The following is a 15,030-nucleotide window of genomic DNA, read 5'->3' as shown; positions in this document are numbered from 1 at the left end:
TTTAAGTCAATTATTAGATTGATTCGTTACGTGATACTCGAAAGCTGATGTTATCGAAGCGCTTAAAACTGCATCTGCCCCCGCAGCCAGAATTGTCGTCCAGGCTCATTAACACGGGTTGTTTGAACCCCAGCTGAGGCATTTCCGGCCTTGTTGACGAATTCAGCATAGGTTTTATTAAACACGTTATCCACTCCGGCTTGAAGAATGGCATTTTTATTGATTTTCCAGCCTGCATTGAGTGACAAAACACCAAAGCCTGCAGAAGCACCGATATCTTGTCCGATAATATTACCTTGCCCTTTGGCAAAACGCTTTTGTTTATTGACTACGCGCCATAGTGCCCCGGCATTAAATTTACCATTATCCCAGTTAAGTGAGGTTTTCCAATCTAGTGGAGGTGTTTGAGCTAGAGGGATATTATCGGTACGGTTTTTTCCATAAGTATAGGCAAGGCTGCTGCCTATTGTCCAATTTGGTGCAAAGCGATAATTGAACTCAGCTTCACCGCCAAACCGTTCAGCTCTAATATTACGTGCACCAACCGAATTATCAACAAGAATAAAATTATTAATACGACTGCCAAATAGTGATACAGAGGCACGCCATTTGTCATTTTGCCAAATTACCCCGGTATCTATTTGGTTGTTACGTTCTGGTAATAAATCTTCACTACGGTTACGTTCCCAATAATCCGGAGCACGTTCCGCTGTTCCTAAGCCTAAATAGTATTTGGTATTTCCTGCCTGATGTTCATAACGTAAAAATCCTGAATTTAAATGATATTTTTGGGTTCTGGCAGTATCATTGAGTGGGTATGCATCATAAATGGCTTTAATTTCGTCATGCCGATAACCGGCGATCCAGTTTTGATGGTCAGTATATGCCCAGTTGGCTTCAGCAAAACCTCCCCAATGTGTGAAATTTTGATTGGGCGTATACGGTTTGCTTGCATAATCTGTACCACTACGCGATGAATGTTTATCACGCATATAATCTATGCCTGTTTGTAATTCAATATTGTTAAAATCAAATGTGGTTTTTAACTGAGCAGTATCGGTTTCACGTTTGGGGTTATTTGCACGTGCCATTCCTGGGCGAACAGGCCGCATGCTGTAATTGTCCATAACATGATCAATAGTACTTTGGCCATAACGGAATTCTGCTTCCGCAAACCAATCATTAATATTGTGTTGTACGCCGCGGACATTCCAAGCGTCACGGTCAAATTTGCTGCCATCCATCATTCGGTCTGAATAGGCTGCTTTTGCCCGACTGCGCTCATAAGTTGCTGCCAATAAGGTATCTGGTGAAGGGGTTAGACCTAATTGTAGCATTTGGCTGTTGCGTTCAAAATTAGAATGGGCTTTATTGTTGTCCCCATCTTGGTAATCGTCTGAGGTGTTGTAAGTAGCATTTAGACGCGCATAGCCTAGTTCATTTCCTACAGCCCCATCCACCATCGCATCGTGCCTACCGAAACTACCGATGGTATAGGCTGTATTAAAATGTATATTTTTTTCATGAAATTTTGGTTCTTTACGTACAAAGCGTACTGAACCGGCTACTAATCCGGTACCTTGGGTGACGGTCTGTGGCCCCTTGGTAATAACAACCTGATCATAAGAATTGGGAAAAATATAGGCAGTAGGCGGATCCATACGGCCTCCGCAACCGCCATAGATGAATTGATCATCGGCTTGAATGGCTAAACGTGAACCGCCTAAACCACGAAATAAGGGGTCACCAGATGTACCGCCTTTTCGAATGACATTCATATTAGGGACAGACAGTAATAATCCTGCTCCATCGTTTGCGGGTAAGGGCTGGACGGCTGTTTTGGTATTAAACTGCACAATATTTGCACGGTTTTGTGGTGCAGCAGTCACAACAACTGGTTCTAGTTCTTGGTGAACAGGTGGTAATTCGGTACTACCCCAAGTGGTACTGATAGAGAAACTTAATGGTAGTAAACTTAGAAAAGGAGAAGGTTTCATTTTATGCTTTCGGATAAATGAATAAAATAATTTGTTATAACATAACTGCGCAAATTCTAATGCTGGATGAATTCATGTTAATTGATTAAAGTCAATTAACATGAATATTTTAATGTTAATATTTAACCATTTTGCTTAGAGACTATTTTGAAAAAATAAAAAGCCGTCTGAAACGTTCCGATAATACAACGTTTCAGACGGCCTTAATTCAATCAAAGATTGATGTAATTACAGGCTGTAATACATTTCAAATTCCAGCGGATGCGGCGCCATGCGTACGCGGCGGACATCTTCTTCTTTGAAAGCGATGTAGCTTTCGATCCAGTCTTTGCTGAACACGCCACCGCGGGTCAGGAATTCGTGGTCTTCTTTCAACGCAGCCAAGGCTTCGTCTAAAGAGGCGCACACGGTTGGTACCAAAGCATCTTCTTCCGGTGGCAGGTCGTAGAGGTTTTTGGTGGCCGGATCACCCGGGTGGATTTTGTTTTGGATACCGTCCAAGCCTGCCATCAGCAAGGCGGCGAAACACAAGTAAGGGTTGGCCATCGGGTCAGGGAAACGCGCTTCGATGCGGCGGGCTTTCACGCTGTTCACCGATGGAATGCGGATAGAGGCCGAACGGTTTTTCGCTGAGTAAGCCAGTTTTACCGGAGCTTCAAAGTGTGGCACCAAACGTTTGTACGAGTTGGTTGAGGGGTTACAAATCGCATTCAAGGCTTTGGCGTGTTTGATGATGCCGCCGATGTAGTAGAGCGCGGTATCGCTCAAACCTGCGTAGCCGTCGCCGGCAAACAGGTTTTGACCGTCTTTCCAAATCGATTGGTGCACGTGCATGCCTGAGCCGTTGTCGCCCATAATGGGTTTCGGCATAAAGGTAGCGGTTTTACCGAAGTTGTGTGCCACGTTCCAAATCACGTATTTCATGTCTTGGGTTTGGTCGGCGCGGCGGACTAAGGTGCCGAATTTGGTACCCAGTTCCATTTGCGAGCCGGTGCCCACTTCGCCGTGATGCACTTCGACTTCAATGCCGATTTCTTCCAAAATATTCACCATGGCCGAACGCAAGTCTTGGCCTTGGTCAACCGGTGCCACAGGCGCGTAGCCGCCTTTGACCATTGGGCGGTGGCCGGTGTTTTGGCCATCCAGATGCGCGCCGCTTGACCATGCGCCGCTTTCAGAAGTGATTTCATAGCGGGTTTTGTGCATGGCGGTTTCAAATGCTACGCCGTCAAACACGAAAAATTCAGGCTCAGGGCCGAAGAAAGCGGTGTCGCCAATGCCGGAAGATTTCAAATAAGCTTCGGCGCGTTTGGCGATGGAACGCGGGTCGCGGTCGTAGCCTTGGCCGTCGGCAGGGTCGATCACGTCGCAGGTAATCACAACGGTGGTGTCATCGTAAAACGGATCGATAAAGGCAGTGGACGCATCTGGGCGCAATTGCATGTCGGAAGCTTGAACGCCTTTCCAGCCGCCCATAGAAGAGCCGTCGAAGGCTTGGCCGTTTTCAAACCAGTCTTCAGGGTCTTCCAATACGATGCGTGATGGAATGGTAAAGTGGTGTTGTTTACCTTTGGTATCGGTAAAACGCAAATCAACGAAGCGCGCTTCGCTTTCTTCAATCAGTTTTACAACGTCTTTAATAGACATGTTCAAGCTCCTAAATAGGGAAATCAGTCAATCCAAATAAACATGCGATCTGAAATGCGGCATTTGGTTGCATGCTTATTTGGATAAACTGGATGGGCAGGCAGTAAAAATCGGATGGGCTATTTTATCACGTTTCAGGGCTTGTCAGTAGCCGTTAAAAAATAGCGCGTGAAGGCTTGATGCCGTCTGAAAAACAGCGGTAAATATGGTGATTGCGCTGTGTTTTAATCGATTCAAACCGATACATGAAATATAATTTCAGACGGCCTGATTGTCAACAATTTACTGCTTCAACGGCGCAATACAGCAACTTGCGGTATTTAACGCAACATCCGCTTTAATCCTGACGAAATCCCGTTATAATAACGCTTTTGCCTGATGAGTGAAGGAAACCAGCCATGAGCAGCAAACCGCGTTACGCCGTATTCGGCAATCCTGTGCAACACAGCAAATCGCCGCAAATCCATCAAGAATTTGCCAAGCAGGAAAACGTTGCCATTGATTACGACCGCATTTACGCCGAAATAGGCGGATTTGCCGAAGCCGCTGCCGCGTTTTTTGCCGAAGGCGGGCAGGGCGCAAACGTGACTGTGCCGTTTAAATTGGATGCCTTCAATTTTGTTGACGAACATTCCGAGCGCGCGTTGGCTGCCGGTGCAGTGAATACCATTATTCCGCTGGGCAACGGCAAATTCCGTGGCGACAACAGCGACGGCGTGGGCATGGTGAACGACATCATTCAGGCGCAAGGCGTGCCGGTGGCGGGTAAACGTGTGTTGCTGATTGGCGCAGGTGGCGCGGTGCGTGGTGTGATTCCCGTGTTGCAAGGCCATCAGCCTGCCGAAATCGTCATCACCAACCGCACTCATGCCAAAGCCGAAGAAGTGGCCGAGCGTTTCGGGATTCGTGCCATTGCCATGAACGAATTACCGGAAAACCATTTTGACATCATCATCAACGGCACATCCGGCGGCTTAAGCGGTGAATTGCCCGACATTGCGCCGGCCGTGTTCGGCGCGTGTGTCTTGGCTTATGACATGGTTTACGGCAAAGACTCCGAGCCGTTTTTAAAATTTGCCGCCGAATCGGGTGCGCAAAAAACGGCCGACGGCTTAGGCATGCTGGTCGGACAGGCAGCGTTTTCCTATCAATTGTGGCGCGGTTTTGAGCCGGACATCAAACCTGTGTTTGAATACATGAAAGACCTGTGATGTTGCGCATTTTCAAATGGCTGATTGCGTTGCCAGTGGCGGGCTTTATTTTGTTCAACGCCTATGTGTACGGCAACATCATCACCTACCGCGCCGTTGCGCCGCATCAAACCGCATTCATGAGTATGCGCATGAGCCAGTTTCAGCAAGAAGGGCGCAGCGAAAGGCTGGATTACCGCTGGGTGCCGTATGAACGCATTTCTACCAACCTGAAAAAAGCGCTGATTGCTTCTGAAGACGCCAAATTCGCCGCTCATGACGGCTTTGACTGGAGCGGCATCCAAAACGCCATCAAGCGCAACCAGAAAAGTGGTGAAGTGAAAGCCGGTGGTTCGACCATCAGCCAGCAATTGGCGAAAAACCTGTTTCTCAACGACAGCCGCAGCTACATTCGCAAAGCCGAAGAAGCCGCCATTACCGCGATGATGGAAGCCGTCACCGACAAAGACCGCATTTTCGAGCTGTATCTCAACACCATCGAATGGCATTACGGTGTGTTCGGTGCCGAAGCCGCGTCGCAGTTTTTCTATAAAAAACCGGCCGCCGAATTGACCAAACAGCAAGCCGCGAAGCTCGCCGCCCGCGTGCCTGCGCCGTTGTTTTATGCGGATAATCCGAAAAGCAAGCGCCTGCGCGGCAAAACCAACATTATTTTGCGGCGTATGGGTTCGGCAGAATTACCGGTCAGCGATACGGAATAATGCCAAATCACTTATTAATGAAAAAGGCCGTCTGAACACTATTGAACTGCACCCCAAAAGTTGGACACTTCCCCCCAACTTAAAAAGGTGCAGTTTTCTTATGTCCAAATATACACTAGACTTCAAATACCGAGCCGTACTCCATTACCATCAAGTGCACAGCCAACAGCGTACCGCAGACCATTTCAACGTCTCACGCACCCACCTGCGCCGTTGGATTGCCGCCTACCGTCAAGGCGGTATAGCCGCACTTCAGCACCCACAGGCTACGCTTATGAAGACTACGCAGACCAAACGCAACAATCCCTTTATCGTCGACAAACCCGACCATGAAAAAACTCAGGCAGAGCTGATTGAAGAGTTATGCTACATGAGGGCGGAGATCGACTACCTAAAGCACATGAAAGCCCTCAACGAAAAGAACGCCACCAAAGTTGCGAAACCGTTCAAACGCTGAGGGCGAAGCACCCGCTGAAATACTTGTTGCACAGTGCCGGCATACCCAAAAGCAGTTTCTACTACCACATCGGTAAATCCGATCCCGATATGGAAGCCAAAGCGGCGGTGAGTGAAGTTTATCACCAACACAAAGGTCGCTACGGCCAACGGCGGATTGGAGCTGTATTATCGTGGAATAAAAAGAAAGTGCAGCGTATTATGGGATTATTGGGTTTGAAAGCCAAAGTGCGCAACAAAAAATCCTATCGTCCGCAAGTTATAGGAGAGACGTCGAAAAACATCCTTAAGCGTGCATTCACTGCTGATAAAGCGGGAGATAAATGGTTGACCGATGTGACCGAGTTTAAATGCACCGACGGCAAACTGTACTTATCGCCGATATTGGATGTATTCAATCGTGAGATTGTGGCTTATGAGCTCAGTAGAAAGCCGGACAGCAAGATGGTCATGCAGATGCTGGATAAGGCATTCGGCCGTCTGAAAGGGCAGACCCCGCTGCTGCATTCTGACCAAGGTGTGCTTTACCGAACTCAGGCTTATCGGGAAAAGCTGGCGGAGAAAGGCATTGTGCAGAGCATGTCGCGCAAAGGGAATTGCTGGGACAATGCACCGATGGAGAGTTTCTTCGGGACATTAAAAGTGGAAAGCTTCTATCAGGAAGGTGTGTTATCGGTGGCAGAGTTGACCAAAGTGATAGATGATTACATACGTTACTACAATTATGAACGTATTAGTTTGAATTTAAAAAAGCTGAGTCCTGTGGCTTACAGGACCCAGCTTGAACAGGCTGTTTGAGAAAGATTTTTAATTTGTCCAAGAATTGGGGGACAGTTCACTATTTTTCAGACGGCCTTGGTTTTATCATATAGTCACAAAAATAAAAATGATAAGCGTAATGGTTTCATTACGCTTGACCTGTTGACCGACGATTCATTGACTCAAAAGCTTATGGATAAAATCACACACAGCGCGCACATCAACCTAGCAACCGCGCACAAACTGATTCAGTTCGGCATGGAATACGCCGAACACAAACACCTTCGAATCGCCATCGCCATCGTTGATGCCGGCGGTCATTTATTGGCCTTTGCCCGCATGGACGAAGCGGCTTTAATTACCATCGATACCGCCATCAACAAAGCCCAAACTGCTGTTTATCTGAAAGCACCGTCCACACAGTTGGCCAACTTCAGCGGCCAGATGACATCAAGTCTGGTGAAAACTGATAAACTCACCGCCCAACAAGGCGGTGTGCCCTTGTTGCACCACGGCCACATGGTCGGCGCGGTGGGGGTGAGTGGTGCAGATGGTGAAAGTGACAACCGCACCGCCGAAATGATTGCCGCCGCATTTGCCGGATAATTATTGGTGTCTCAAAATAAAACAATCACACAAGGCCGTCTGAAATTTCAGATGGCCTTGTTTATGGCATGAGACCTTTAAAAATAAAACTCGTAATCTCTATTCAAATCAAGCGGCTTTATTTGTATGATAACGGAAAAATAGAGCCATAATCACAGAGGAAAAAATGGAGAAGCAGACTGTAGGCATGATTCAGATTACCGTAGCGGCAGTGTGTTGGGGCTCGCTCGGTTTTTTGGGCACTTTGCTCAACCGTGCCGGTTTTGACGGTGTACAGGTGGCGACTTTGCGCATTGTGATTGCGGCGGCGATTTTGCTGTTGCTACTGCCATATTTCATACGCTTTTTGCGCGGGTTAGACATCAAGCGCCTGCCGATGCTGACGGCGCAATCGCTGATTGGTGTGTTGGGCATGAGTTTGCTGTATTTTGCAGCGGTGGCCAAAGTCGGCTCGTCGCTGGCGGTGGCCTTGCTCTATACCGCGCCGGTGTGGAGTTTGATTTTCAGCCGCATGCTGTTGGGTGAACCGATTACGCGCAAAGCGGCCATGCTCACGGTGGTGGCCGCATTGGGTGTGGGCTTGACCATGGCAGGCGGCATGAATTTTGATGCGCTCGGGATTATGATTGGGCTGGGCTCGGGTATTTGCTACGCGCTTTATGGCGTGTTGGGCAAAAAAGTTATGACGGGCGCGCCGCCGATGATGTTGCTGTTTACATCGGTGAGCATTTCTGCGCTGGCTTTGCTGTGTCTGCCTGCTACACATCAAACTTTAGCGCAGTTGGTTGCGCTGGATGTTTCGGTATGGCTGACTGCGTTTGCCTTGTCTTTAATCGGCACGATTATCGCTTTTGGCTTGTTTGTTAAAGGCTTGGAGAAAATGCCTGCCGCCAAAGCCGCTGTGTTTACCGTGTTTGAGCCGTTTACTGCGGTGATGTTGGCGGTATTTTTGCTGGGCGAACAATTGGGCGGGTTGCAATCGGTGGGTGTGTTTTTGATTATTGCGGTGGCGGTGTTGAATGCGGTGGGGAAGAAAGAGAAGATGGAACAGGCGCTGGGATAAGTGAAACCAGCAAGCTCATTTTATATGATAAAAGGCCGTCTGAAATTTCAGACGGCCTTTGCCTTTTGATTCAATCTAAATTAAACCTTATTTCGCCATATCCTGAAACACTTCACGCGCGATGGCGATGGTTTCGTCAATCAGTTCAGGCGTGTGTGCGGCGGATACGAAACCGGCTTCGTAGGCGGATGGGCCGAACGCAACATTGCGTTCCAGCATACCATGGAAGAAATGTTTGAACGCATCGATGTTGCTGCGTGCCATGTCGCCGTAGTTTTGCGGGGTGTGGTCAGCGAAATACAGGCCGAACATGCCGCCCACGCTGTCGGCGGTGAACTGTACGCCGTTGTCTTTGGCGACGGCGGTGAAGCCTTGCACCAGTTGCTCGGTGCGGGCGGTCAGGTTTTCATAGAAACCGTCGCGCTGGATGATTTCCAAGGTTTTCAAACCAGCAGCCACGGCCAGCGGGTTGCCGGAAAGGGTGCCGGCTTGATACACCCCGCCGAGCGGGGAAATGCATTCCATGATTTCGCGTTTGCCGCCGAATGCCGCCAACGGCATACCGCCGCCGATGACTTTACCCATGGTGGTCAAATCGGGTTTGATGCCGTGCAACGATTGCGCGCCGCCCAATGCAACACGGAAGCCGGTCATCACTTCGTCGTAAATCAACACTGCACCGTGTTGCTCGGTGAGCGTGCGTAGGGCTTGGACGAAGCTTTCAGACGGCCGCACCAAATTCATGTTGCCGACAAAAGGCTCCAAAATCACGCAGGCGATGTCGTTGCCGGATTGGGCGAAGGCTTCTTCGAGCTGGGCGACGTTGTTGTATTCCAGCACCAAAGTGTGTTTGGTGAAGTCGGCCGGTACCCCTGCGGAACTCGGGTTGCCGAAGGTGAGCAGGCCGCTGCCGGCTTTCACCAGCAGGCTGTCGGAATGGCCGTGGTAGCAGCCTTCGAATTTGATGATTTTGTCGCGACCGGTGTAGCCGCGTGCCAAGCGGATGGCAGTCATCGTGGCTTCGGTGCCGGAGCTGACCAAGCGCACTTGTTCAACGCTAGGCACCAGTTTGGCGATTTCTTCGGCGATGACAATTTCGCCTTCGGTCGGTGCGCCGAACGACAAACCGCCCACAGCCGCTTCGCGCACGGCTTCCAGCACTTCAGGGTGGGCGTGGCCGACAATCGCAGGGCCCCATGAGCCGACGTAATCGATGTAGCGGGTGTCGTTTTCGTCCCAAACATACGCGCCTTCGGCTTTTTTGATGAAGCGCGGCACGCCGCCGACGCTGCCGAACGCGCGCACCGGTGAATTCACGCCGCCGGGAATGATGGCTTTGGCGCGGTTGAACAAGGTTTCGTTACGGTTCATGCTGGTGTCCTTTAAAAAAGGCCGTCTGAAAGGGGAGGCCGTCTGAAAAAATAAAGTGCCATTTTAACATTGATTTGCGGCTAAGCGGTTTCAGACGGCATGATTCAGGCAGCGAAATGCGCAGCGTGTTTTCAAATCTATGTAGATGAATATGAAAATTATTCTTTAAAAACAATCACTCTATTCATTTTTTATTGGGCTGTGCTATAATCTCACACCTTAACCAATACTTAGAAAAAAGAGTGTTACGCGGATTACTGGCAGCCTGCTTTTTGCTTTGTTCATCGCTGACTTGGGCGCAGCGCGATGTGCCTACCGATATGAGTGTGGCGGTGTTGAAAGAAGTTGAATTGCCATATGTGAAATTGAGCAGCAGCGGCTTTTCGTGGGTAAAACTGCTCACCTTGGGCTTGGTCGATGGTAATACCGACTGCTTCCAATTATCCCGATTCGTGCGCATTCGTGATGAAAACGACCGCTTTATCGTATTAGGCCGTCTGAACGCACAAGTCGGCAAACCCTTGGCCGTCAAACAAGACGGCGCGGGCGTGATTCGTGAAATTTGGGTGCTGACCGAAGGCGAAGTGCAAAACTTTGCCGAACGCGCACAAAATCAGGCGCAGTAAGGTTCAGGCCGTCTGAAAACCCATTAAATTTTTAATCACGGTGGCTTTTATATCAACCGCCCAACCGTGTTGCTTCAAATTATCAAATTGAGAGAATCGCACTTTCAGACGGCCTTTGCAATCTTCGAAGGCCGTCTGAAAGTTTTATAAATCAGCCCCGCGATTACGGGCTACCTGAGAAAGCACAAACCATGAAAAAAGTCTTTATCCGCACATTCGGTTGTCAGATGAACGAATACGACAGCGAAAAAATGCTGGCCGTTTTGGCGGAAGAACACGGCGGTATCGAGCAAGTTTCGCAAGCCGATCAAGCCGATATTATTTTGTTCAACACTTGCTCCGTGCGCGAAAAAGCGCAGGAAAAAGTATTCTCCGATTTGGGACGCGTGCGTCCGCTCAAAGAAAAAAATCCCGACCTGATTATCGGCGTGGCCGGTTGCGTGGCATCGCAAGAGGGCGAAGAAATCATCAAGCGCGCACCTTATGTGGATGTGGTATTCGGCCCGCAAACCTTGCACCGCCTGCCGAAAATGATTGTGGACAAAGAAACGTCCGGCCATTCGCAAGTCGACATTTCTTTCCCGGAAATCGAAAAATTCGACCACTTGCCACCGGCGCGAGTGGAAGGCGGCAGCGCGTTTATTTCTATCATGGAAGGCTGCTCCAAATATTGCAGCTTCTGCGTGGTGCCTTATACCCGCGGCGAAGAATTTTCACGCCCGTTGAATGACGTGTTGACCGAAATTGCCGGTTTGGCGCAACAAGGTGTGAAAGAAATCAACCTGTTAGGCCAAAATGTGAACGCCTACCGCGGCGAGATGGACGATGGCGAAATCTGCGACTTTGCCACCTTGTTGCGCATTGTGCATGAAATTCCGGGCATTGAGCGCATGCGTTTCACCACCAGCCACCCGCGCGAGTTTTCCGATTCGATTATCGAGTGCTACCGCGATTTGCCTAAGCTGGTGTCGCATTTGCACCTGCCGATTCAAAGCGGCTCCGACCGCGTGTTGAGCGCCATGAAACGCGGCTACACCGCCTTGGAATACAAATCCATCATCCGCAAACTGCGCGCCATCCGCCCTGATTTGTGTTTGAGCAGCGACTTTATCGTCGGCTTCCCCGGCGAAACCGAACGCGAATTCGAGCAAACCTTGAAGCTGGTGAAAGACATTACCTTCGACTTGAGCTATGTGTTCATTTACAGCCCACGCCCAGGCACACCGGCCGCCAACCTGCCGGATGACACACCGAATGCCGAAAAAGTGCGTCGCTTGGAAGCCTTGAACGAAGTCATCGAAGCGGAAACCAAACGCATCAACCAAAGCATGATCGGTTCGGTACAACGCTGCTTGGTGGAAGGCATTTCCAAGAAAGACCCAGATCAGTTGCAAGCGCGCACCGCCAACAACCGCGTGGTGATTTTCAACGGCACGCCGGAGATGATTAACCAAATGGTTGATTTGGAAATCACCGATGCTTATACCTTCTCGTTGCGCGGGGTGCCGGTGTCTAAGAATTAATTGAAGTTTTTAAATGCTAAAAGGCCGTCTGAAAATTATGTTTTCAGGCGGCCTTTTCATATTCAAACTCTTCAAATCACCCACTGGTAAAGCGCAATCATTAGCGGCATACTCACCACGCAAAGCAGGGTAGTGATGCCGTAAATTGCGCTGGCTTTTTGCGGATTCTTTTGATACAGCACCGCCATCTGCGTGACCGTGGCAGCGGATGAGCTGATGGTGGCCAAAAAGCTGATAAGCACCACAGTTTGGTTATGGCTGTTTTGCTCGGCAAGGCCGAAGAGTTTGATGATGATCAGCAGCACCAGCGGCATCAGAATCAGGCGCAGGAAGGTGACGAGATAGATGCGTTTGGAGGCGATGATTTCTTTCAAAGGCAGCGAGGCAATCAGCATGCCGGCAATCATCATGGCAATTGGGCCAATCATGCTGCCGACGTTGGCCAGCGCGTTGTCCACTACGTTTGGCAGCTTGATTTGGAAGGCAAACATGAATAAGCCGACGGCGATGGACAAAATATTGACGTTGGTGAAGATTTTTTTGACTGACATTTGACTGCGTCCGGCAAACATCACCCGCAGGTGTGTCCAGAACAATACGGTTTGCACAATCAAATAGCCTGCGGTGTAAATCAGCCATTCTGCGCCGAATACGGCCAGCACCACCGGAATAATCAGATTGCCCGCGTTGGTGTAAATCACGGCGGCTTGTTCCAGAATATCCAGCTTGAAGATTTTGGCAAAAAGTTTGCCCAATACAATCAGCGAAAAGTTAAACAGCAAAGCAAGCTTCACCGAAAGCCACAAGCCATCAAGAATTTCAGGTGTGTAATCGACTTGGAAGGCGTGAATCATCACCGCCGGGCTGATAAGGTAAAGCGTAATTACGGAAAGCGGATAGCTGTCGGCCGGTTTGAGCAGTTTGAATTTTACTAAGGCAATGCCCATCAGCACAATCAGTGTGAGCTGGGCAATTTTTTCGGCAAGCAGCAGAGAGGTTTCCATTGGAGATTTGATAGGATATAAATAAATAGTAATTTTACGCCTTTGCGGCGTCAGCGACAAATTGCGTTGCTTTTTCATATAACTGAAAGATTGTCTGCCTCGGAATCTGTTGCAATACAATGGTTTTTTCAGATGGGTGAATGGATTTAATTGCCCGAAGTGTTTGGAATTTCAGTATAATACCGCCCAAAATTTTCCCAACTTTTAAAGATAAACATGAATACTTCAGATAACAGTATGTTTGAGCGCATTTTTAAATTACGCGAAAACGGCACCAATGTGCGTACAGAAATGATGGCGGGTTTAACCACCTTTCTGACCATGTGTTACATCATTATCGTCAACCCCTTAATTTTGGGTGAAGCGGGCATGGATGTCGGCGCGGTGTTCGTTGCCACCTGTATCGCCGCAGCCATCGGCTGCTTTGTGATGGGCTTTGTCGGTAATTATCCGATTGCACTCGCCCCGGGTATGGGCTTGAATGCCTATTTCACTTTTGCTGTGGTAAAGGGCATGGGTGTACCTTGGCAGGTGGCATTGGGCGCGGTGTTTATGTCGGGTTTGATTTTCATCTTCTTCAGCCTGTTTAAAGTGCGCGAAATGTTGGTGAACGCGTTGCCGATGGGCTTGAAAATGTCAATTGCCTCCGGTATTGGCTTGTTTTTGGCATTGATTGCCTTAAAAGGCGCAGGTGTGATTGTGGATAATCCGGCTACGTTGGTCGGCATGGGGGATATTCACCAGCCGTCAGTATTGCTGGCTTTGGGTGGTTTCGCGGCGGTATGCGTGCTGAGCTATTTCCGTATTAAAGGTGCGATTATCATCACTATTTTGGGCATTACCGTGTTGTCCAGCCTGATGGGTTTGAGTGAATTCAAAGGTGTGGTCGGCAGCGTACCGAGTATTGCACCCACTTTCATGCAGATGGATTTTGAAGGTTTGTTCACCGTCAGCATGATCAGCGTGATTTTTGTGTTTTTCTTGGTGGATTTATTCGACAGTACCGGTACTTTGGTCGGCGTATCGCACCGTGCGGGCTTGTTGGTGGACGGCAAACTGCCACGCTTGAAACGTGCTTTGCTGGCGGATTCAACTGCTATTGTGGCCGGTGCTGCTTTGGGGACATCGTCAACCACGCCTTATGTAGAAAGCGCATCGGGCGTGGCCGCAGGTGGCCGCACCGGTTTGACTGCCGTGGTGGTTGGTTTGCTGATGTTGGCGTGTTTGGTGTTTTCGCCGTTGGCACAAAGTGTACCGGCGTTTGCCACCGCACCGGCTTTGTTATACGTGGGCACGCAGATGTTACGCAGTGCCACCGAAATCGATTGGGACGACATTACCGAAGCCGCGCCGGCTTTTTTAACCATTGTATTCATGCCGTTTACTTATTCGATTGCCGACGGTATCGCGGCAGGCTTTATTAGCTATGCGGTGATTAAACTGCTGTGTGGCCGCGCGAAAGAAGTGCCGCCGATGGTGTGGATTGTGGCTGTGTTGTGGGCATTGAAATTCTGGTGTATGGGCGGTTGATTCGCGCTGCTAGAAAATGCTTTAAACAGGCCGTCTGAAAGTAATATGTTTCAGACGGCCTGTTTTTATTGTTATAAACAACTGAATAATTGAAGTTGTATGAAAATAATTCAAGTGAAAGTGTAGTTTAGAATAAAAAACTGCCGGTTGGATAATCTGGAGAATAGTTGCTTATTTCAAGTAGTTATTCACGGTATTTAACTGAAAACTGATATGAGATTTAAAATCTCTTGCCAAAAATAGCAGATTATTTTTTGAGTTTGATGAAAAAATTGTTGCTTTCAATTATATATAAATTAAATGTAATAAAATAATAAAATACAATAAATTAAGAGTATTTTGGATTTGCATTCAGGTTATTTTTAATTAATTTGTTTGTTTTTAATTGATAAAAGTTATCAAGTGGGTTGAAAAACTATTTGACACAAAAAAAATTATGGCTTAGATTTAAATCAAAGAAAAACTACATGAAACTACATCATACAAAGGAACTGCCATGATTTCCCGCGCAATTTTGCCGCTATCTCTTCATTTCA

13 protein-coding genes are annotated in these 15,030 nt (G+C 48.6%); 9 read left to right on the top strand and 4 right to left on the bottom strand.

Annotated features, from left to right (window positions below; translation table 11 throughout):
- Positions 1-62: 62 nt before the first annotated feature.
- On the bottom strand, positions 63-1,997 hold the full coding sequence (locus ACM67B_RS08810) for a TonB-dependent copper receptor (RefSeq protein ID WP_416189297.1): 1,935 nt from the start codon (positions 1,995-1,997) through the stop codon (positions 63-65).
- 228 nt (positions 1,998-2,225) lie between these two features.
- Entirely contained in the window at positions 2,226-3,644 is a 1,419-nt protein-coding gene (gene glnA, locus ACM67B_RS08805) for a type I glutamate--ammonia ligase (RefSeq protein ID WP_100563035.1), read from the bottom strand.
- 398 nt (positions 3,645-4,042) lie between these two features.
- Here glnA and aroE point away from each other — a divergent pair, with 398 nt between their 5' ends.
- The 6 genes from aroE (at position 4,043) to ACM67B_RS08775 (ending at position 8,440) form a co-directional block, all read left to right on the top strand.
- Positions 4,043-4,855: a shikimate dehydrogenase gene (aroE, locus tag ACM67B_RS08800; RefSeq protein ID WP_416189296.1), complete on the top strand. Its 813-nt coding sequence runs from the start codon at positions 4,043-4,045 to the stop codon at positions 4,853-4,855.
- Positions 4,855-5,556 (top strand): monofunctional biosynthetic peptidoglycan transglycosylase, encoded by a 702-nt coding sequence (gene mtgA / locus ACM67B_RS08795; protein ID WP_416189295.1) that lies wholly within the window; start codon positions 4,855-4,857, stop codon positions 5,554-5,556. Before aroE ends, mtgA begins: the two co-directional genes overlap by 1 nt.
- Positions 5,557-5,656: 100 nt before the next feature.
- Positions 5,657-6,013, top strand: coding sequence for a helix-turn-helix domain-containing protein (locus ACM67B_RS08790; protein WP_416189294.1), 357 nt, complete (start codon positions 5,657-5,659; stop codon positions 6,011-6,013).
- A gap of 23 nt (positions 6,014-6,036) precedes the next feature.
- Entirely contained in the window at positions 6,037-6,810 is a 774-nt protein-coding gene (locus ACM67B_RS08785; protein WP_416188878.1) for an IS3 family transposase, read from the top strand.
- A 153-nt stretch (positions 6,811-6,963) separates the two neighbouring features.
- Positions 6,964-7,377 (top strand): GlcG/HbpS family heme-binding protein, encoded by a 414-nt coding sequence (locus tag ACM67B_RS08780; protein WP_416189293.1) that lies wholly within the window; start codon positions 6,964-6,966, stop codon positions 7,375-7,377.
- A gap of 166 nt (positions 7,378-7,543) precedes the next feature.
- A complete protein-coding gene (locus ACM67B_RS08775) occupies positions 7,544-8,440 on the top strand; it encodes a DMT family transporter (RefSeq protein WP_416189292.1) in 897 nt (298 codons plus the stop codon).
- An 87-nt stretch (positions 8,441-8,527) separates the two neighbouring features.
- On the opposite strand, the gene hemL is transcribed toward ACM67B_RS08775, so the two are convergent.
- Positions 8,528-9,811 carry a glutamate-1-semialdehyde 2,1-aminomutase gene (gene hemL, locus ACM67B_RS08770; RefSeq protein WP_416189291.1) on the bottom strand — a complete coding sequence of 428 codons (1,284 nt, stop codon included), beginning with the start codon at positions 9,809-9,811 and terminating at the stop codon, positions 8,528-8,530.
- A 242-nt stretch (positions 9,812-10,053) separates the two neighbouring features.
- Between hemL and ACM67B_RS08765 the strand changes: the two genes are divergently transcribed.
- Together ACM67B_RS08765 and miaB are read left to right on the top strand one after the other, a co-directional pair.
- Positions 10,054-10,437, top strand: coding sequence for a hypothetical protein (locus tag ACM67B_RS08765; protein WP_416189290.1), 384 nt, complete (start codon positions 10,054-10,056; stop codon positions 10,435-10,437).
- A gap of 191 nt (positions 10,438-10,628) precedes the next feature.
- A complete protein-coding gene (miaB, locus tag ACM67B_RS08760) occupies positions 10,629-11,960 on the top strand; it encodes a tRNA (N6-isopentenyl adenosine(37)-C2)-methylthiotransferase MiaB (RefSeq protein ID WP_416189289.1) in 1,332 nt (443 codons plus the stop codon).
- Positions 11,961-12,031: 71 nt separating this feature from the next.
- Here the strand turns inward: miaB and ACM67B_RS08755 are convergent, their stop codons facing one another.
- Positions 12,032-12,964 (bottom strand): AEC family transporter, encoded by a 933-nt coding sequence (locus ACM67B_RS08755; protein WP_416189288.1) that lies wholly within the window; start codon positions 12,962-12,964, stop codon positions 12,032-12,034.
- A gap of 216 nt (positions 12,965-13,180) precedes the next feature.
- Between ACM67B_RS08755 and ACM67B_RS08750 the strand changes: the two genes are divergently transcribed.
- A complete protein-coding gene (locus ACM67B_RS08750; RefSeq protein ID WP_416189287.1) occupies positions 13,181-14,494 on the top strand; it encodes an NCS2 family permease in 1,314 nt (437 codons plus the stop codon).
- The last annotated feature ends 536 nt before the right edge of the window (positions 14,495-15,030 follow it).

It is taken from the genome of Neisseria sp. CCUG17229 (assembly GCF_047839235.1).
Taxonomy (GTDB): Bacteria; Pseudomonadota; Gammaproteobacteria; order Burkholderiales; family Neisseriaceae; genus Neisseria; species Neisseria brasiliensis.
Note: the sequence above shows the minus strand (reverse complement) of the source record. Positions and strands in the feature narration are given on the sequence as shown.